This is a genomic window from Pseudoalteromonas sp. TP27 (assembly GCF_056470645.1).
In genome coordinates this window covers 1-20426 of record NZ_JARDAK010000031.1, presented here as the reverse complement: position 1 = coordinate 20426, position 20426 = coordinate 1, and the positions used below count along the sequence as shown (strand labels likewise).

The 20426-nt window shown below is 38.7% G+C and carries 13 protein-coding genes and 2 pseudogenes; 2 read left to right on the top strand and 13 right to left on the bottom strand.

Annotation, left to right across the window (positions count from 1 at the left end; translation table 11 throughout):
• Positions 1–179: 179 nt before the first annotated feature.
• Positions 180–311: pseudogene (locus PX700_RS20605) on the bottom strand (transposase); the annotation flags it as partial.
• A gap of 123 nt (positions 312–434) precedes the next feature.
• Between PX700_RS20605 and PX700_RS20600 the strand changes: the two are divergent.
• Positions 435–593: pseudogene (locus tag PX700_RS20600) on the top strand (IS256 family transposase); the annotation flags it as partial.
• Between the two features lie 129 nt (positions 594–722).
• Here the strand turns inward: PX700_RS20600 and PX700_RS20595 are convergent.
• The 11 genes from PX700_RS20595 to PX700_RS20545 all read right to left on the bottom strand — a co-directional run bounded on the left by PX700_RS20595 (position 723) and on the right by PX700_RS20545 (position 18777).
• The gene (locus tag PX700_RS20595) at positions 723–3686 is read right to left on the bottom strand and encodes a TonB-dependent receptor (RefSeq protein ID WP_479521776.1); all 2964 of its coding nucleotides are present in this window, start codon (positions 3684–3686) and stop codon (positions 723–725) included.
• Between the two features lie 524 nt (positions 3687–4210).
• Positions 4211–7249, bottom strand: coding sequence for a TonB-dependent receptor (locus PX700_RS20590; protein ID WP_479521775.1), 3039 nt, complete (start codon positions 7247–7249; stop codon positions 4211–4213).
• A 442-nt stretch (positions 7250–7691) separates the two neighbouring features.
• A complete protein-coding gene (locus PX700_RS20585; RefSeq protein WP_479521774.1) occupies positions 7692–8654 on the bottom strand; it encodes a class 1 fructose-bisphosphatase in 963 nt (320 codons plus the stop codon).
• Complete coding sequence (gene fbaA / locus PX700_RS20580; protein WP_479521773.1) at positions 8651–9733, bottom strand: class II fructose-bisphosphate aldolase; 1083 nt, start codon at positions 9731–9733, stop codon at positions 8651–8653. Before fbaA ends, PX700_RS20585 begins: the two co-directional genes overlap by 4 nt.
• Before the next feature lie 14 nt (positions 9734–9747).
• On the bottom strand, positions 9748–10365 hold the full coding sequence (eda, locus tag PX700_RS20575) for a bifunctional 4-hydroxy-2-oxoglutarate aldolase/2-dehydro-3-deoxy-phosphogluconate aldolase (protein ID WP_415637613.1): 618 nt from the start codon (positions 10363–10365) through the stop codon (positions 9748–9750).
• Between the two features lie 229 nt (positions 10366–10594).
• Positions 10595–11527, bottom strand: coding sequence for a sugar kinase (locus tag PX700_RS20570; RefSeq protein ID WP_479521772.1), 933 nt, complete (start codon positions 11525–11527; stop codon positions 10595–10597).
• Positions 11528–11601: 74 nt separating this feature from the next.
• Complete coding sequence (locus tag PX700_RS20565) at positions 11602–12909, bottom strand: MFS transporter (RefSeq protein WP_479521771.1); 1308 nt, start codon at positions 12907–12909, stop codon at positions 11602–11604.
• A 2-nt stretch (positions 12910–12911) separates the two neighbouring features.
• The gene (locus PX700_RS20560) at positions 12912–13256 is read right to left on the bottom strand and encodes a cupin domain-containing protein (protein ID WP_024609426.1); all 345 of its coding nucleotides are present in this window, start codon (positions 13254–13256) and stop codon (positions 12912–12914) included.
• Positions 13257–13261: 5 nt separating this feature from the next.
• On the bottom strand, positions 13262–15487 hold the full coding sequence (locus tag PX700_RS20555) for a heparinase II/III domain-containing protein (RefSeq protein WP_479521770.1): 2226 nt from the start codon (positions 15485–15487) through the stop codon (positions 13262–13264).
• 5 nt (positions 15488–15492) lie between these two features.
• Entirely contained in the window at positions 15493–17751 is a 2259-nt protein-coding gene (locus PX700_RS20550; RefSeq protein ID WP_479521769.1) for a chondroitinase-B domain-containing protein, read from the bottom strand.
• A 147-nt stretch (positions 17752–17898) separates the two neighbouring features.
• A complete protein-coding gene (locus PX700_RS20545; RefSeq protein ID WP_415637617.1) occupies positions 17899–18777 on the bottom strand; it encodes an NAD(P)-dependent oxidoreductase in 879 nt (292 codons plus the stop codon).
• Between the two features lie 646 nt (positions 18778–19423).
• On the opposite strand from PX700_RS20545, the gene gloA reads away from it, so the two are divergent.
• A complete protein-coding gene (gloA, locus tag PX700_RS20540; RefSeq protein ID WP_479521768.1) occupies positions 19424–19825 on the top strand; it encodes a lactoylglutathione lyase in 402 nt (133 codons plus the stop codon).
• A gap of 133 nt (positions 19826–19958) precedes the next feature.
• On the opposite strand, the gene PX700_RS20535 is transcribed toward gloA, so the two are convergent.
• Positions 19959–20225, bottom strand: coding sequence for a DksA/TraR family C4-type zinc finger protein (locus PX700_RS20535; RefSeq protein WP_479521767.1), 267 nt, complete (start codon positions 20223–20225; stop codon positions 19959–19961).
• Between the last annotated feature and the right edge of the window lie 201 nt (positions 20226–20426).

Genomic DNA, 20426 nt, shown 5'->3' with positions numbered 1-20426 from the left:
GTAATATTTTGTATCAACCAAACTTACCTGACGTTTTCTTGCAATAGCCATAAAACAGCTGCTCACTTTTTAGACTAATTGAAATTTAGTCATTAACCTTAGAAAGTGCAAATTTAGGATGGATGTCTAGTTTATTTATTCACCACACAGAAAGGCATGATGTCTAGTTTATTTAGTTTTCTACGATACTCGTAAGACTTGCCTGTAAAACGGTCCTCGCCACATAAAAATGCACGGCGTACGCAGCGTGATATACAGTGGTAATATTTTGTATCAACCAAACTTACTTGACACTTTCTTGCAATTGCCATAACACACCTGCTCACTTTTTAGACTAATTGAAATTTAGTCATTAACCTTAGAAAGTGCAAATTTAGGATGGATGTCTAGTTTATTTAGTTTTCTAGTTTATTTAGTTTTGTGTGTTTATTTAAAAACGTAAGCTCTTTCCAAATGACGATTCTGCAAGAAAAATGATTTATTTGGCAATAAAAGAGGCGTCGAAAAAATGGACGATGCCAATTCAAGACTGGTTTAATGCAATGAGTCGTTTTATCATTGAATTTGAGGAACGTCTCAGTAAACATATTTAAAATCTAAAAACGGGCAGTCACACAGAATTCGTTACAGGCTCTAATTTTTATAAATTTTAGTTAAAAAAAGCAAGCCATGCGGCTTGCTTTTACTGCCCGTACAGGCAACACACTCTCAGTTTTTACTTTTTAAAATCTATAGCTTGCGCCAAATGTAATACGGCGGTCTGTAATACCTTGGAAACAAAGTAAAGCACCTTCGTTAACACAAGACTGGCTAACTTCTGATTCAGTTAAGTTAACGGCTTCAATTCCGATATTTAGCTGATCGTTCACATCATAACTTATGCTGGCATTAAGCTGCCCTCTGTCTTCTTGTACAACAGGGAAACCCCATGGGAAGCTCGAAGTACTGCCAAAGTCAGTTGAACGGTACCCTTCGCGCCACGTGTAACGTGCTCGAGCAGATAGACCGTATTTCTCATAGTAAAATGTAATGTTATATGCGTTTTCTGACAGATCAATGAGTGATTGCTTAGCACTTATGTCTGCATCAGGGTTACCTGTTGTTAATGCAAAAACTGCATTTGCACGACTCGTTGCAGTGTCAAATGATTCACCACCAGAAAATTCTTGATAGGTATAGTTAGCAACCACACCAAAACCTGATGCCCAGCCTAGCTCTTTTTCAAAATTTGATAAGTCGTATTGAGCTGCAAGCTCAATACCTTGCTGTGTTGTTTCACCAGAATCATTAATAGTAGTTTGCGTTGGTACACATAACCCTACGCCAGCATCAGGGCCAAATACGTTTATGTCAGCAATTGGGTTAAATATGCCGCCGCCTTCACACTCTGGACCATTTGTGTCGCGAAAGCCTGTACTTGGGTCTTCAAATGGGTCAACTTGCTGTGTAACGTGCAAATCGCTTCGTGTTTTATGAAAGTACCCCACACTTAATAAAGCAGCGGGTGCAAAATACCAATCAGTGGATATATCGAAAGAGGTTACTTCTTCTGGCTCTAATCCTGAGTTACCAATTGAAACTGCACTATTAGGGCTGGTGCCAAACGTAACAGATGTAGATAGGTCATCAAAATCTGGTCGTCTGATATCTTTTGACCAACCTAAACGAACAATCACATCTTCACTTACATTCGCGGCTAAATTAAATCGTGGTAAAAAGAAATCGTAATCACCTTTTGACGTTACTTGAGTAACCAGTTCGTTGCCACTTCCATCTTGGGTAACAGAGTTACCTAGCGATGTAACTTCAGTCTCTAAATAACGTAGGCCAAAGTTACCGCGAAACATACCATACTCAAAATTTGCTTGTGCATATAAGGCATGTGTTTCTTCTTCAATATCAAAAAACGCATTTACTTGAGACGTTGGTGAACTTATTGGACCACGTTCAGAACCCGTTATTGCATTATTAGCTTCAATCGCTTGGTTTAGCGCTGCTAATACGGCTTGTGGATCAGAGGATGCAAGCTCTGGGTTTATAAGTAAGAAATCACGAATATAAAGTGCTCGCCCATCACCATCGTTAAAGTTATCTGGGCCCGCTGTTAATAATTGTGCAAATAAATCACCCGTTGGGCTATCAGCCATATTTCTTAAACCAACGTTAGAACGAACCTGGTCCGACATACTGCTCGTTTTGCTGTAGCGGTAACCAAAATCGACTGACGTTATTACATCATCTAAGTAATATGTAAAATCTGTACGAAACGCATCTTCTGTATTTTCTGACTCATCTTGCCCTTGGTTTACGTCACGTAAAACAACGTTTGCAGGGTCGAGTAATTGAGCCATTGTCGGTGCGTTTGCCTCTCCTGTTGCAATCCCAAATGTAAGTGCATCACCTGTAAGATCATACTCAAAAGGGGTACCGTTTTCATTTGAAGAATTAGTAGCAACATTTGGATTTATAAAATTAAGCGTTGTATTAAAACTGGGTGTAGATGAATCAGAACGAGAGGTTGAAACTTCAACACTTGCAAATAATCTATCGCCTTGCCATTCACCACCAATTCGAAATATTTTACTCTCTGTGATACGTGAGTTGGTATCGCTAGAAAAACGCAAGTTAGGATCGCCACCACCGTCTTCGACCGGAATAACGCCTCTTACCGCCGCTTGTATGCTGCCTAGGTTTTGTCCGTCAAGTGAACCAAAGTTAACTGTTTCAAACTCACTCGGTATTGATACATTTCTAAGGTCACTTAGGCCAGATGCTTGTACTCTTGAGCTTTCTTGACGGCGCTCTTGGTCATTAACTACTGCATCAAAAAAGAATTTCATATTGTCGTTTGGTGCATATTCAAATGTACCTGCGAAGTTTTTTGTCTCGTATTCGTAGTTATCGTAATCTTGAATTAAAAATTGTACTGGTAGAAAATCAAACGATTGTGCACTTGCAGCACCGCTATCAGCGGCTACCGAATTATCTCTATCAGCACGAGGACGAAATGCGGTTACGTCTTGCTCACTGTAGCTACCACTAAATACAACACCAAATTTACCGCCCGAATCAAGCTCCCAGTTATCACCCCAAGCACCCGATACCCTAGGAGTAACGCCATCTGTTGATAAGCTACTATCTTCACCTTGAACTCTAATTGAGCCTAGAGTTTCATTTAACTGTAACGGGCGAATTGTTTTAAGGTTTATTGTTGCGCCTACAGAGCCTTCGATTGTTTTTGCTTCAGGTGATTTAATTACTTCTACACCGGAGATGATTGCAGCTGATACATCTTCAAAACTAATGCCACTTCGCCCAGACCCTGAGCCAACTGTTGATACGCCGTTCACTTCTGTACGATTAGCGTTAGTACCACGAATTTGAACGCCCGTACCTACCCCTGCTTCACGAGTAATTTGAATCCCCGTTACATTTTCAAGTACTTCTGCTAGGTTTTGATCTGGTAGCTTACCAATATCTACAGCCTCGATAATTTCAACAAGGCTATCTGCGGAACGCTTTTGTGCAAGCGCATTTGTAAGCGATTGTCGAATGCCTGAAACCTCGATAACCTCAAGATCGTCTGCAGCTTTTTTTGGATCTTCTTGCGCCTGCGCAGACAAAGACATACCAAGTGCAGTTGCCGATATAACTGCCAGTGTAATTTTAGATAACTTGTGACTCATAGTTTTTTTCCTGTGTGTGTGAAATGCTATGTTTAACCAGCTACTTTGTTGCTTTTATTAAAAGCCCTTAATTATTACAAAAACTTAACCTTATATTTACACCCAACCATAAAAAGGTCAACCTTTTGGTAATTAATTTAGATCAAACATTATGCAATATGTTATTACCAAAATATAGAAACCTACCTAACCTTCAAGCTAATAGCAAAACTTACATTTTAAGTTAATGTTATTTATGGTTTTTAAGTTTCATTAGAAATAGGCCTATTAACAACAAGGGTTAGAAGAGTTATCGTTTTAAAAATGAAATAATTTAGGCAGGAAAAACCGATGACGTTAGGCCTACTGAATAAATAGCAATATTGGTTAACCAATTTAATTGTTTTAGTCAAGTAGCGTAATTCTGGAGTGAGTTTTTTTGAGTACTGTTAGCTAACGCTATCGAAAATATAAAATTGAAGAATTTGAGAATCAAAAAAGGCGGTAAAACCGCCTTTTTAATGTGATTTAATATTTAACTATTATTACAGCTTGTAGCTTAAGCCTAAGAATAAGCGTGGGCCGTAATCATTCACTTCACCTAAGTTACCTTCAACAAAAAAGTCTTGTGATTTAGGTGCACTGAACAAGTTAATTGCTTCTGCTTTAACTCTGAAGTGTTCATCAATTTTGTATGATGCGCGCATTTCCCATACACCTACAGCATCAACATAGCGTAAGCGTGTGCCATTGCTTGTATAAGGTTGGAAATACTCGCTGCGATACTTGTAAATAACCGCTGTGTCAAATCCACCAATTTGGTAATACAACTGGCTGCTAAATACGTGCTTAGAAAAACCAGGTACCGAACCAGGCTCAACAATGCCATCTTTTAACTGTGTAGTATTACCATCTACGTCAGTCTCAAACGTATCGCCGTATAAGCTATCTTGGAACTCAAAATCAGTGTCTGCATAGTTGTAACCAAACTTCATACCGATGCCGTTATCCCAGCGATAAGAAAATGAAGCTTCAAGACCTAATATTTCACTATCCTCGTCTGACGTAACAGAGTTAGTAATTGGTAACGAAACTGTTTCACCACCAACAGTAAAATCTTCAATTACTGTTTGTTGTTGAAAACCACCGTTGAACTGTTTGTAATATAAGCTTAACGCTAAGATTGAATCTTCGTTGGGGTACCATTCAAACGCAGCATCATAGTTCCACGACATAAGCGGTTGAGTGTCTGGGTTACCAGAACCATTTACACCGACTAATAAATCGCTGATTGAAGTTGCTGTACCATCTTTATCTTCTTCGAACGTACGGCTGTATCCTAAATCAGATGGATCTGCACGCGACATACCACGGTATATACCTGCACGGAATAAAATATCTTCGCTGTAATCAATAACTAGGTTAAAGCTTGGTAAGTACTTAGTGTAGTCACCACCGCTTTTTATTTTATCCAGTGAACCGTTATCAGATTCAACTAGAGAAAGTACACCTGTGTCGCTTGTTACTACGTCAAAGCTATTTCTAAAACCAATCGAAGTTACTTCTGTGTCTACAATACGAAGACCAAAGTTACCGCGAATGAATTTGCCAAACATTTCAGTATCGTAATTCGCCATTAAGTACACTGATGTTGTTTTTTCTGTTACATCAATTGTACCCGTATTTTCATATTCAACTTCTGGGTAAGCAAACACCCCATCAACATTAGAACCAGCTACAGCTTGTGAGAAACATACGTTGTCGTATGTAGCCCATGATGAACCTGTACCGCTAGCTACAACGTTACCGTCGCTATCAACATTTGTTACGATATCGCCATCAGATACACTCGATAAAAAGCCTGATTCAGGGAAATCGATTTGACAACCTTGTAATACGTCAAGTGCTTCAGTGCCTGAGTCTAGCGTGTATTCATTTCGTGAACCATTACCTTGCGTACCACCATACTGTAGAAAGGTCATTTCAGATGTTCTGATGCCACCTTGAATACTTGTAAAAACATTACCATCTAACGCATAGTCAAAATCAATTCGCGCTGAGATAACTTCGTTTTCACGAACATTTTCACGGTCAAGTCGTGTTCTTAGGCTATCTGTAAAGTTTGAAATATCTGTTACGTCAAAGTCTGTTAATGTGAAATGAGGAATTTCGTCGCCCATATCCCAAGAAAAGAAGGTTTGGCTTGAGGTTCTACCACGGTTAGATATTTGAAGCTCTTCACGTTCTGTTTTTGAGTACGCTAAATCTAAATCAACAGTTAGCCTATCAGTAACTGTATGTTCTATATTTATGCCGTAACCTTGGTAGTTTTCTTCACGAGAAAATTGCTCACCCGCTGATTCAATGCGCTCTTCACCTTCCCAATGTAAAATACCGCCTACATCGTTAGTTACAAGTGTTGGACCGGTTACACCTGGTGTAGCACGTTTTTGTAAAAAGATTAAATCGTGGCGTGCTTCTTGTTGTGTTCTATCTGAAATTTGTGCATCAATGTTAATATCCCAATCAGCTGACGGCTGGTACTGCAATGCAAAAAACATTGCATCACGTTCATCTGATGTCTCGTTTTGACGGTAGCTTCGACTACTGCCAGTCCACGCATAAGGCGTACCATCACTTTTTGCTTTACCGGTTTCAGGATCAATATCTGTATCATAACCTTGGTTTTTTAATTTTTCGCCACCGACCTGATCTTCACAGTCACCAGCGCTGCTACGATAAAAACCTTCATTGGTATTATTAGGATCGTTTAGACAGGCCCATAATGAAGAACCTGATGGGCTAGAGCTTCTGTATTCAGCCTCTGGTTGGCTAATTTCTTGGCGTTGTACACCAAACGACACACCAACGGCTTGTCCATTATCAAATTCAAACTGATCAACATAACTAAACGTGCCACGGTAACCAGCGTCACTTTGAAGTGAGTTATCTACATTACCTTCATCAGGGTTGTAATTTAGTTTAACTTCAGCTGATACACGTTGTTTGCCAAAATCAAGTGGAGTTATAGTTTCAAGTGCAATAACACCTGCAACGCCACCTTCAATCATTGACGCATCTTGCGTTTTATAAATTGCTACTTTTTTTACAAGTTCAGAAGGGAACTGTGAAAAGTTAACTGAGCGGTCACCACTACCATTGGTCGCTTCACGGCCATTGATGTGAGTTGCACTTAAAAATGGTCCAAGACCACGAATAGTAATTTCTGTTGCGCCACCATTTTCACGGTGAGATGCAGCACCTGTAATTGATTCAAGTGCTTCACCGATAGAAAGTGCTGGTAAATCACCAATGTCTTCTGATGATAAGCCATCAACAACGGTTGTTGACTCGCGCTTGATCGCTATTTGATCTTGTATAGTCCTACGGGTACCTGTAACGCTAATTATTTCAACGTCATCTTCAACCTCTGTCGCTTTTCCTTGATCTTCCTGTGCGCTTGCTGTGAATACGCAAGAACTTGCCATGCCTGCGATGACCGCTGTTCTTACCCATTTTGCAACTGGACGCATTGCAAACTGCCCTGTAGTAGAATTATTACTATCTAGTGACTTCAACGACATTTGAATTCTCCGCTGGTTGTTGTTGTGTGATTTTAGTGTGTTAGCTTGTTATGCTGATGTTTATTTTATGTATTCACTGACGTTAATATACTTAAACAGAACATGATGATCAACCAATTTTGAGTTTCAATATTACCATGAGGTATACCAATTAGCACAAAAAGGCATTACCGAAATGTAAGGTAGGTTTAATGCGAAGAATACTAATAATTAAGAACAGGGAATGATTAGTAAAGTTAAATCAAATAAAACTAAGTGCTCGGAACTAATAACACCTAAGTTTGAAGAATTGATTAATGCTGTTACTTAATAGATTTTTAAGAAATTAGATTCTGATACCGATTGAGTAAGGGAAGTGGATATTAGGGATGCGTTAGATAATTTGTTAAAAAGTAGGGGCTATTATCTTGCCCCCTACTTTATTTATATACTAACTGATGCTTTATAACATAGCGTTATTATAAAACTCTACTGGCTCATTTGAACCTAAAGCAACCGGCACACGTTGATGCAAGCTAGTTGGTGCAATATCTAAAATTCGTGCTCCTCTAGAGGTTGCTTTACCACCTGCGTTTTCAACTAAAAGTGCTAACGGGTTTGCTTCGTAAAGTAGTCTGATTTTTCCGTTATCATTACCGGTACGTTTATCTTGTGGATACAAAAATAAGCCACCTCGGCATAAAATACGATGAACGTCCCCTACCATCGCTGCATTCCAGCGCATTGAGCTTTTTTCAAAGGTTTCGCAGGTATATAGCAATTTATCAAAATATACTTGAGTTGGTTCGTCCCAATAACGGTAGTTAGCCATATTAACGGCAAACTCACGACTTTGCTCAGGCACACTCAATTGCTTATTTGTCAGCAAATAGCCACCATGTGTTGAGTCTAATGTATAACAACGTGTTGGGCCGCCAGTACTCATTACAAGTAATGATGAAGGGCCGTATAACACATAGCCTGCACATACTTGATTTACACCAGGCTGACTAAATTGCTCGTCGCTGTCGAAGGCAACATCATCACGGGCTAAATAAATAGTAAATATAGTGCCTATTTGCCCGTTAACATCAATATTAGAAGAGCCATCTAGTGGGTCAAAAGCAACAATAAACTTGCCTTCTGGATGACCACCTACCGCATGATCTTCTTCCTCTGATGCAACTGATCGAACGCTGCTGTCGTCAAGTAGTATGTCTTTAAGTAATTGGTTTGCAATTACATCTAGCTTTTTTTGAACTTCACCCTGAATATTTTCGTTAAGCGTTGAGCCTAAAACACCGGCTAATTCACCTTGGCTTACTCGAAAAGCAATTTCTTTACTGGTCGCTAAAATTGTGCGAATAAGTAAAATAAGATCGGTATCTACGCCATCTTCTTTTAATACTGTATTTAGTCTTTTCATGCGCTATACCTATTTACACAATTTAGATCGTCAAAGCATTGCTCTAGTCTTGCAACCATACCTTGCTCTGAATGACGCAGCCATACGCGAGGGTCATAGTATTTTTTGTTTGGCTTATCATCCCCATCAGGGTTACCAATTTGCTCTTGTAGGTATGCTTGGTTAACTTTGTAGTAGTCTAAAATACCTGTCCAACACGCCCACTGCGTATCGGTATCAATATTCATTTTAACTACGCCATAGGTTAAAGACTCTGCAATTTTACTGTACTCAGAACCACTACCACCATGAAACACAAAGTTGATTGAGTTGCTCGGTAGATTAAATTTTTCTGATACGTAGGCTTGTGAATCTTTTAAAATAGTTGGTGTAAGAACAACGTTTCCTGGCTTATATACACCGTGAACATTGCCAAAAGACGCTGCAATTATAAAGTTAGGGCTAATACGACTTAAACGCTCATATGCAAATGCAACATCTTCAGGCTGAGTGTATAAAGAAGAGCTATCTAAGTGTGAGTTATCAACACCGTCTTCTTCGCCGCCCGTGCAACCAAGTTCAATTTCAAGCGTCATACCTATTTTTGCCATACGCGTTAAATAACGTTCACAAATTTCGATATTTTCTTCTAAAGGCTCTTCTGACAGATCAATCATATGTGAGCTAAACAGTGGTTTGCCAGTCAGTTCAAAGTGTCTTTCACCTTCGTCAAGTAAACCATCAATCCAAGGTAGTAGCTTTTTAGCTGCGTGATCAGTATGAAGCATCACTGCTACTTCATAATGTGCTGCCACTGAATGTACATATCTTGCAGCACTTACCGCCCCAAGCACCGCTGATTGTTGCTCTGGTAAAGATAAGCTTTTACCACAAAAAAACTGCGCTCCACCGTTAGAAAGCTGAATAATAACGGGCGAGTTTTTCTTTTTAGCAGCTTCTAGCGTCGCATTTATAGATGTTGTACTAACAACATTTACCGCTGGCAACGCATATTGATTAGTACGCGCATGTTCATACACAGCACTTACTTCATCGCCAACGATTACGCCAGGCAGTATTGTTGGGGCTAAATAATTCATTTTTAAGATCCTTTTTACTTTAAAGCTTGGATACAAGAATCGGTAATTGCTTGCCAATTTTCTTGTTCAACCCACTCTTTTTTCGCTATCCAAGTACCGCCAACGGCGAATACATTATTTAAAGAAAGATAGTCCATTTTGTTACTTTCGCTAACGCCACCTGTAGGACAAAAACTTACGGCTCTAAATACTGTTGAAACTGCTGATACAAAAGGTGCTCCACCGGCTAGCGATGCTGGGAATAATTTTTGCTCTTCAAAACCATATTCAAGCGCCATTAAAATATCACCTGTGTTTGATACACCAGGAAGTACTGGTACATTACATTTCGCAAGAGCAGTAAGTAGCGCAGGAGAAACCGCTGGCGTTACAATAAAGTCAGAACCCGCTTCAAGTGCTTGCTCTAAAATGTCAGTATTTATCACTGTACCCGCACCTACTTTTAACTCAGGCACTTGTGCTTTAATAGCTTTTAATGCCTCTATTGATGCCTCTGTTCTAAGTACTACTTCAACTAAAGTAAGACCAGCTTTAGCCATAGCTTTCGCTATTTGAACACCTTGCTCTGGTGTATCAGCTTGGATTATAGGTAGCAGTGTTTGTCCTGACATAAGTTCAGAAAAGCGAGTCATAACGTTGTTCCTTTATAAAAAGTAATGTAGCCGAGGTATGGCGGCCTTTAATGTTTGATTATTTTGTTATACCAATTGCATTAAATTAATGAGCTATTATAGCGACAAGAAAATAGCTCAATAACAAGGCTAAAATTATGATACATAGTTGTTCTATATAAATAATTTTTAACGTAGTTAGTGAGTTATTTAATACGCTAAGGTGATCATGTTTTTAATAAAATTGGTATCAGATGCCAGCTTCAATCATTGCTAGCTGAAATATATCTTTTGGAGCAATAGCGCCTGGCTGTTGTATAACAGCACCTGCTGCTTTTGCAGCAAGTTGTACAGCACTTGAAATTGATTTATCAGATAAACGAGCGCCTAAGTAAACACCGTTAAAGGCATCGCCTGCGGATGTAGTATCTACAACATTTGTTACCGGTATTATAGTGTGGCTTTGAAGCGTATCGCCCTCTTTTGTCACTACCGACTCAGGGCCATTTTTAACAACAATTTCTTCAATTTGGTAAGGCTTTAAATAGTCAACAACCGCTTCTACGCTATGTACACCATAAAGTGTTGTTAAATCTTCAACGCCCGGTAGAGTAATATCTGCAAGCGTAAAGGCTAAATGATATTGCTCTTTAGTTTCCTCTACACTATTCCACAAACGCGCTCTGTAGTTAGGATCAAAAACTATTTTAACCCCAGCATCTTTTAACTGCTTTACAACGTTCCAAAATTGCTCACGTGTACTTTCTTCAATTATTGCTAGTGAAATTCCTGAAAAGAAAAACATATCACCTTGGCTAAGCTGCTCAACTGCATCAGCATCTAAAAAATCAACAACCTTTTTAGCTGCAGAATCATTACGCCAATAAATAAAGCTACGCTCACCATGCTCATCGGTTTCTATGTAATACATGCCGGGTACTTTGGTATCGTGAGCAAATACAAGTTGTGTATTTATTTGTTCACTTTTAAAGCGTTCTAGCATTTTTTTACTTAAATTATCTTGACCTAAAGCCGTAACAACCGAAGTAGTAACCTGCGGGAAGCAACGTTTTAAATACACTGCAGAATTATAAACATCGCCTGCAAATGATTGGTGTAGTGTGGCTGCGCTCATAGCTCTAAGCTCGACCATGCATTCACCGATAAAGTAAATATTTTTCATCTTGGAAGTTACCCTATGTAGTTAACTGCTATGCGCTTATACAAAACATATTGGCATAGCAGTTATTATCTAGATTATTGAGGCTTTTTAAGAGGTTCTATTTTTGGAATTAAAATCCAAACAGCTGCCATTGCTATAATGGCTAAAGAAGCACCAATAACAAATGCTGGCGTATAGTTACCATCAGCAGTAAGAATAGGCACAAGCGATGTAAGGCCTACAGCACCAAGTTTTGCCGCCATACCAGAAAAACCTGATAGTGTACCCACTGCTTTTTTACCTAACAAATCACTTGGTAGTGTTTGCACGTTACCAATTGCAGTTTGAAAACCAAATAAGATAACAGCCATAATTAGTACCGCTGTCGTTGGTCCGCCTGGATTTGCCATTGCAAGTAACGCAGGTAACATAATTAAACAACCCAGCGTAATAGTTAGCTTACGTGTTTTGTCTGTATTCCAGCCTGCTTTAAGTCGGTTTTGAGCCAATAAGCCACCAAACCATGCACCAAACATAGCGCCAACATAAGGTACCCAACCATATATACCAATAGACTTAACATCCATGCCATATACTTCGTTTAAGTAAATAGGTATCCAAAAAACAAATAACCACCAAATTGGGTCAATCGCAGCAGAGGCAATAATTACGCCCCAGCTTTGTTTACGAGAAAGTAACTCAGCAGTTGAAGGGTTATATTCTTCTTCATCTTCGCCAGTTACATCGCCGTTATTATCAACACGTCTTTGACCTGTTAAGATGTACTCACGTTCTTCGGCTGTAAGCCAAGGATGAGAGCTAGGCGGCGCTTTAACTAAAATTAACCAAGGCACTAACCAAAGAAAACCTAATACACCAACAAAAACAAACACCATTTGCCAGCTAAAGTAGATAGTTAAATAGGCAATTAAAGGGATAGCAATAATGCCACCAATAGCCGCGCCAGAGTTAAAAATACCCTGTGCAAGAGCACGTTCTTTAGTTGGAAACCATTCTGCGTTACCTTTAGCTGCGCCCGGCCAGTTACCGGCTTCTGCTACACCTAAGATTGCGCGAAAAATACTAAGGCTAAGTACACCTTGTGCAAATGCATGCGCAACGGTGGCAATAGACCAAACACCTATCGATAAAACAAAACCGAAGCGTGTGCCAACCCAGTCAAATATTTTACCAAATATGGCTTGACCAAATGCATAAGCAAATACAAATACAATTGAAATGTTAGCGTATATTTGTTTACGCTCTAATGCTGATTCATCAGGGAACAAATCTTCAACAATGTCCGGCCAAAGCACACTAAGTGCTTGGCGGTCTATATAGTTAATAATGGTCGCTAGCGCAATTAGCGCTATAACCCACCAACGTAAGCCTTTAAGTTGCATAATTAGTCCTCAAGAAAGTCTTCACGCGCTGGGCTAAAGGTATCAATCAGGATTCCGCCTGTTGGACAGGTAGCACCATGATCAGCAAATGGAGGGATTAAGCAGCTATCACCCGGTTTTAAGATTTTAGTTACGCCATCAATGTTAAAGTGAAACTCACCTTCAACAACATACGTTACTTGAGAATGTCTGTGAGCATGGTTATAACCAATAGCCCCTTTCTCAAACCAAATTTTAACGGCCATTAGCTCTTCGTTATAACCAAGCATTTGACGTTTTAGACCATTTCCTAAATCTTCAATTTCGGTCTCGTTGCCAAATGAAAAGTGTGCGCTTTGCTTTTGCATCCTGTTTACTCCTGATTATTGTTCATCATATAAACGCCTAATCGGCCATTTAAAGTGAACTCTTTATTTTGATAATTGAATGTGTGTTTGCCAGGCTTAGCTGATTCAGCAACTTTGTTAATAGCCACTAAATACGAATTGCCTTTAATATCAAGTTCAACAAGTGTTAAATCGCCCTGCTGACTATATTCAAGCTTTGTAACTCTACTAACAGCTTCTAACGTATATTCTTTACTTGGATTGTATTCACCGTGAGGCTCTAATACAGATATAAACTTATGTTGCTTTTGACCCTCAACACGACGAATAAAACCGTTTTCATTGCGTAAATTAAAATCAGGGTCGTTTGCGCCTATTTGAGTAAACAAGAAAGACTCATCACCTTTAACCAAGCTCGTTTGCGTGTAAAAACGACCATTTTCGTTTAGCCACGTTACTTTAGCTAAACCACTTTGAGGTTGCGCTTGAGCTTTAAGCCATAGATGCTGGTAGCCATTTTTAGTACCTAATGCAGACAGTTGTGTTGCATTTGCTTTTAACTCAAAGCTGGTATCGATAAGCTGACCTTTATAATGCAAAGGCAAGTCAAGTTGATGCGCTTTATTTGCAGCAACATCAAATATATCAAGTGCAACGGTGCTTTCAAGCTCTGGTAAGTTAATAAGTGCAAGTGTGCGTTCAAGATCAACGCCCTTATAAGCTGTGCTTATTTCGCCGCTTGAAACCGTGCCGTATTCATTTGTTTCGAAAAAGTTAAGTGTAGGGTAATTACTATTTCCTACTTCAACATTTGCATTAAAATGCGTTGTTTCGTCAACCACTACCGTATTGTGTGCAACAGTGTGTTTAGCGTAAGTTTCGTTTTCAGGTAAATAACGACCGCCGTATTTAGCTTCTACATTTAAAAAACGTGCTGCGCCATAATCAGATACAATTTCATTTCCGTGGTCGTAAAACTGCCATGTTAATTTATCAAAATGACCATGGCCCAAACCTTGTGCAGCAGGTTTAAATAGTAGTGCTTGATCGCCACCTACCTGCGTTCTCATTACAACTAAAGCACCTTGCTTTCCGTCATTACCATCACCGAAGGCAACAGATTTAAACGAATAAGGTTTTGCCATGTTGTTATCAAGTGCTTGAGCTACTTTTAGCCCATCACCAGAGAGAATTATTTGATCTTGTTGCTTAGCAATATCTAAATAACCTGCATCGTTGGTTAAGCCATACGCTGCAGTTACCCCATTTACTAACTCAATGGTATCGATACCTTTACTTTTTATTGCATCGTTAATTGGGAAAAACAAACCGTTGTAGCTAAGTTGAATCGTCGTATCAATCGCTTTTAATAATATGCCATCGCGATATTCAAATATTTTTCGTTGTGGTTCGTTGTTTTCAATCGCTTTAGCAAACGTTACAAATGGTAATAGTGCAAAGCGTTGATAGTAAGGACCTTCGTTATAGTAACCTTGTGGTGAAAACAGCATCTCTAGCTGCTTAATAAAGCCACCCTTACCCGACTTTTCTAAATCGTATAATGATTTTTCTACCCACTCAGGTTCGCCTAATACATACCCTGCCATGCCAACACCCGCTGTTGCCCATGTTCCATGATTATGTACTTTATTAAATGTAGACGGTTGTCCTACAGATGTGAACAACGAAACAGGACGTAGTAAGTCATTTTCGATTGTTTTAATGTTATCGGTATTTAACGAGTCATGAATTAGATCATAAGCTTGTATTGTGTACACAAGCCACATCGCTTCATTTAGGCTTTGCCAAAAAAACTTACCTGGATTTTGCGAGTCCATTTTACGTTTTGGATGCAGACCAAGCGTTGGGTATAATTTTGCGTACTCAAGCAACATATCACGTACATAGTTTGCGTATTTATCATCTTGGCTTAATTGATAAATAATGCCCGCGTTGTACATAAGTTGGTAATTTTTTTTATGACGCTCATGTGTATAACCACCACCGCCATCTTTTGGAACTGGTACAGTTATAGGTTGAGCAATTTGCTCATCAACTTGTGCTTTTAGCGATTCAAACGCAGTTGCAAACTTTGTGCTACCGTTGCTACTAATAGCTTGGCGCATTTGTTTAACATCATCAGTAGTAATCACTAAGTTTGGGTGCGCTGCATGCGCACCCAATGATGTAAGTAATGTAAGTGCAGCTACAGCAGCTATTTTAAAACGTGTTTGGCATTTTAATAAGTACATAGTATTTACCCTGCCTTATTTAAAATGTTGTTGTTTTTTAATACTGCCGTGTGTGGGCCTTTTACTCTTAGCTCTTTAACGCTTGGTGTTTTAGTTGCATCAAATGTATTGTCTGAGATTTCAGTTTTAGGCTCGCCTACTGTGTGCTCTACAATAATAGGAGCAGATTTAACAAATTTATTATCTTTGATATTAGTAACCTGAACACCGTGAACATAGATGCTCGCTTGCTCTTTGTTACGCTTACCGAGGCCGACGTTATTAAGTGTGTTATTCGTCATTTCAAAATGAGGGCCAAATGTACTTTCATCACTGCCGCCACGGTAAAGCTTAACTATGCCGCCTTCCACATCATTAAATGTATTATTATTTACAATAACGTATTCCGCGTTGTAAACACCTAAGTCTTCAATTTCAGTATTTAGACGTAAAATGTCACCCGTTACTGTATTAAAGGTATTACCTGTAAGAATAATTTCATCAGCCATTGCACCTTTACCCGTGATAAAGAAATGGAATGAATGATTAATATCTAAAGCATTTAACTCAGAGTTGGTCATTACAAAGCGGTAATTATCAACCATACCCCATTTTTGCGTACGAACAATGCTGTTACCTATTGCATCTGGCGCGTTTTCACCTGAAATAGATAAACCATCTAGCTTTAAGCTGCCGCCATCATGTATTTCAAACAAGGTAGAGCGTTGAAAAGTAAGTTTAGACTTTGTGCTCTGCTTCGCTTTAATTGTCAGTGTTTTATCAATTTTAACCAGTTTAGAAACATCATACTGGCCTGGCGCTAATTCAAGAACATCGCCCGACTCTGCATTATCAATAGCTTCAAGAAGCGCACTCACATCCGCTTTTACAGCATGTGTTTTACCAGAATCAAAATCAACTAAAGCAGGTACTTTTGCATACCAGCTAACACCGGTATCTTCTTTTTTAAGTACTTTTAAATCGCGCTTTGCACCTACATTTAAACTTTTAGATGTTGGGTAAAGTAGACCATTACTTGCTTTTTTAAGCGTGATTTTTTCTTTTTTTACACCGTACGTTAGCTCAGAAAGTACTTTTGTATCAGCAATGTTGTTACTTAGTACCAGCCCGCTTACATCATCAAATGCAGTAAATGGCTGTTCACCATCTTGATTTATGATTAAGTTGTTTTTCATTACGCTATCTTTAGGTGCAGCGCTACGCTCAGCATCGCTACCTGCGGCAAGTTGAATATGACGCACATTTATAAATGTGTTGTTTTCAATTGTCGCATTTTCAACTTGGTGATAACGATTTATAGATGAATTTGGTACGCCGTTCATCACAGTAAAACCACTGCCAAAACGGTACCCTGTTAGACCTTGTAGGTAGTTATTTCTTACAATTTGGTCTTTATTGATAACGCGGATACCACCGGTATGGTCAACACCATTACCAATGAAAATATTTTCTTCAATAAGGTTACCGTTACCATGGCGCAGTGTTAATGTACCGCGCGCTTCATAAAATACGTTATTACGAAGGATGTTTTTACCTGACTTAACCGAAACAATTTCTACTTCACCATTGGTGCGTTCAAAATAGTTATTTTCTACCAATGTATGTGAATCAGTTAATGAGTAATGGCTGGTGCCAATACGTAGGGTTTCACCACCGTTCGAACCAAAAGTAGGACGGTAGCCGAAATAGTTGTTGTCTATGCGGTGATAGTTTTCCTGACTTGCTTGAGTGTTTAAACGAACAGCAACTGTCACACCTTTATTTCGTTTGCCAACTAAATGACTATGATCAAAGCGGTTATGTTGTCCATATAACGCAACCCAATAATCAGACTCTCGTTTGTCTGGATTACTGTAATTATCAATTACAATTTCTGTCACTCGTGAGTTGTAGGCTAATTCATTTTTGTTTTTACGAAATTCTATTACCGATGAACTCGGTGTGTAGCCGTCTTTAAATACTAAACCAGAGGCTTCAAGGTATTTACCTGCAAGTCTTAGGTTCGATTGACCCGATAAAATCACTTTACCGTTAGTTTCAGCGGTCAATAAAATAGGAGCGTTTTTTGTACCTTGGCCTTCAAGTAGGATTTCGAAGTCAGACCAAGTACCATTTTTAAGTACTACTTTGTCGCCAGCAACTAGATTAGCTGCGATATCATTAAAAGCTTGTTTACTTTCTACAAAATAATCTTTGGCCGCTATTTGTGTGGATATGCAACCGATGAGAACTAGACTAAGCTTTATTGTGTTAATCAAACGCATAGTTAACTCTTTTTCGTTGTGACTGAAAGTAGTGCTTCATCAGAATTAAAAAAGCTGACATTGCACAAAGACTTTAGTCAATTGGTGTCATGTGTGTTAAAGCGCCTTAAGTTAAAAACTTAAAGCGCTCAATAAGGTCGAGAAGTATTACTTTTCTAGCTTTTTGAAGTAATCAAAAATTTCAGGAACGTTACCTTGACCCATACCAGCGTCAAACGCTGCTTGTAGGTTAGCTGATGAACCTTCAGCGATTTTTGATTCAGTACCTAGGTCTTCAACCATTTGTAGGAAGTAGCCTAAATCTTTGTTTGCATTAGCAATCGAGAAACCAAGGTCACTAACATTATCAACTGCATAGTTTTTACAAAATTGCATAAACGGTGAGTTAGATGGACCAGTCGACATAATGTCGAAAAGTTGTTGACGATCAACACCAGCAAGCTCTGCAACTGCAAAAGCTTGTGACATAGCACATACTGTAGTCATGCCCATGAAGTTGTTGATAAGTTTAGTTGTGTGACCTGCACCAAGCTCGCCAAGATGGAAAACGTTTTCACCTTGATCTTCCAGTACTGGTTTAACTTTATTGAATGTAGCAATATCGCCTGCAGCCATAATATTTAAAAGGCCATCTTTTGCGTGTGCTGGTGTACGACCAAGAGGAGCATCAATCATGCCTGCACCTTTAGCGGCTAAATCAGCACCAATTTTTTTAGTAGATGATGGAATAGAAGTACCAAAATCAACTAGTACTGCACCTTCTTTAATACCCGCTAGGATACCGTCTTCCGCGTAAACAATTTTTTCTACAACGGCAGACGTTGTAAGGCAAAACATAACAATATCTGAACCTTCAGCTAGCTCTTTTGCAGTGCTTGCTGTTTTTGCGCCTCTAGCAACACATGCTGCAACCGCATCTTTGCTAAGGTCCATAACAATTAGCTCATAGCCTTTGTTTTGTAAATTTTCGGCCATGTTGCCGCCCATTAAGCCTAAGCCGATGAAACCGATGACTGGTTTTGACATGAATAACTCCTAAATATGTGGCGCATACTTTTATAAGAACAAGTAAAATCTACTCTAAAATACGCTGTGTCTTTGTTTCAATTTGTAGAGTAACTTTAAGCTTGAGTTATTTATAAATTAACCTGTGCAAAACGTAACTCTGATTAATTACCAATACATTGTACTCACTCAAACCAAGCAACTTACCAATTGGTATGCAAAAACTGTATTACCATACGCCTTTTTTGTCAACCAATAAGTTAACCAAGTAAATCTCATATTTTTACAAATTACATAAAAATAAATTTAATACCATCTAAAAACAGATAGTTAGATATTAAAAACCCAATCAGATATAGGTTAAATTTTGTTGAACAATCAGTAACTTTTTTTATACTAATAGGTTGACCAATAATTGAGTGTTCTTTATTTAAATATGCAAAATTCAATAAAATGGTTCATTAATTGGTAATTCACAATTGATGTTATTGGTAAATTATAAGGACCATACATCAACAGCTCCCAACTCTAAATAGTATTGAGGTTGTGATTTGTACGTAACGCCTACATATATGGCTAATACATATAAAAACCACAAAATGCGCTTAATAATAGCGCTTAGTTAAAAATATACTGAACTTTGAAAAATCACTAAAGGAACTGAATAATGCGTTTATTACATACTATGCTGCGTGTAGCGGATTTAGACAAATCAATTGCTTTTTATACTGAAGTATTAGGTATGAAAGAGTTACGACGCGCAGACAATGACGAGTATCGATATACATTGGCTTTTATTGGGTATGGAGATGAGAAGGACACGACAGTCCTAGAATTGACATATAACTGGGATGAGGATAGCTACGACCTTGGTAATGCTTATGGCCATATAGCCATTGAATTTGATGATATTTACAAAGCCTGTGCTGATATTAAAGCAGCCGATGGTAATGTTAGTCGTGAACCTGGACCTGTAAAAGGCGGCACTACTAAAATTGCTTTTGTAAAAGACCCTGATGGTTATTCAATAGAACTTATTCAGAAAAAAGAAGATATGAGTGAATTTTAAATTACCAACTAACTCAAGTTATAACAACTTGCTCAGATATAGAGGGGCCTAATTGAGAGTGTAGCAAACTTTATAAATTGTTCAGATACTAGTGTAGGTTGGTGTTAAATAAAAAGGTGCTTTCAGCACCTTTTTAACGCAACTGACTATCTTTGCTGCCACGTCTATTAAACGATTTAGCGCTAGCATCATTCCCTTCTATTGCAGCTTGGCATGCAACACAATAGCGCACTCCAGGTAACGCGAGTCTTCGTGCTTGTGGGATTTTTTCATCGCACTCATCACATAGCTCTGCACTTGCACCTGATATTAAATTGCTTCTCGCATACTGTACGGCGTCGTTAACACTCGCATCAATTTGTTCTTGAATTGCACCGTCTCGTGCCCATCCACTTGCCATAACTCCTCCTCATAAAGTTGGATGTTTAAACCTATGCTACCAAATCGAATCTTTATAAGTACTGAATATTTTTGGATTTTTGGATTTTTGGATTTTTGGATTTTTGGATTTTTGGATTTTTGGATTTTTGGATTTTTGGATTTTTGGATTTTTGGATTTTTGGATTTTTTGATTTTTGGATTTTTGGATTTTTGGATTTTT

What these genes read in the sequence shown, in the direction of transcription:
- PX700_RS20595 (WP_479521776.1), bottom strand. Translation starts at nt 3,686, where the DNA reads ATGAGTCACAAGTTATCTAAAATTACACTGGCAGTTATATCGGCAACT.
- PX700_RS20590 (WP_479521775.1), bottom strand. Translation starts at nt 7,249, where the DNA reads ATGTCGTTGAAGTCACTAGATAGTAATAATTCTACTACAGGGCAGTTT.
- PX700_RS20585 (WP_479521774.1), bottom strand. Translation starts at nt 8,654, where the DNA reads ATGAAAAGACTAAATACAGTATTAAAAGAAGATGGCGTAGATACCGAT.
- fbaA (WP_479521773.1), bottom strand. Translation starts at nt 9,733, where the DNA reads ATGAATTATTTAGCCCCAACAATACTGCCTGGCGTAATCGTTGGCGAT.
- eda (WP_415637613.1), bottom strand. Translation starts at nt 10,365, where the DNA reads ATGACTCGCTTTTCTGAACTTATGTCAGGACAAACACTGCTACCTATA.
- PX700_RS20570 (WP_479521772.1), bottom strand. Translation starts at nt 11,527, where the DNA reads ATGAAAAATATTTACTTTATCGGTGAATGCATGGTCGAGCTTAGAGCT.
- PX700_RS20565 (WP_479521771.1), bottom strand. Translation starts at nt 12,909, where the DNA reads ATGCAACTTAAAGGCTTACGTTGGTGGGTTATAGCGCTAATTGCGCTA.
- PX700_RS20560 (WP_024609426.1), bottom strand. Translation starts at nt 13,256, where the DNA reads ATGCAAAAGCAAAGCGCACACTTTTCATTTGGCAACGAGACCGAAATT.
- PX700_RS20555 (WP_479521770.1), bottom strand. Translation starts at nt 15,487, where the DNA reads ATGTACTTATTAAAATGCCAAACACGTTTTAAAATAGCTGCTGTAGCT.
- PX700_RS20550 (WP_479521769.1), bottom strand. Translation starts at nt 17,751, where the DNA reads ATGCGTTTGATTAACACAATAAAGCTTAGTCTAGTTCTCATCGGTTGC.
- PX700_RS20545 (WP_415637617.1), bottom strand. Translation starts at nt 18,777, where the DNA reads ATGTCAAAACCAGTCATCGGTTTCATCGGCTTAGGCTTAATGGGCGGC.
- gloA (WP_479521768.1), top strand. Translation starts at nt 19,424, where the DNA reads ATGCGTTTATTACATACTATGCTGCGTGTAGCGGATTTAGACAAATCA.
- PX700_RS20535 (WP_479521767.1), bottom strand. Translation starts at nt 20,225, where the DNA reads ATGGCAAGTGGATGGGCACGAGACGGTGCAATTCAAGAACAAATTGAT.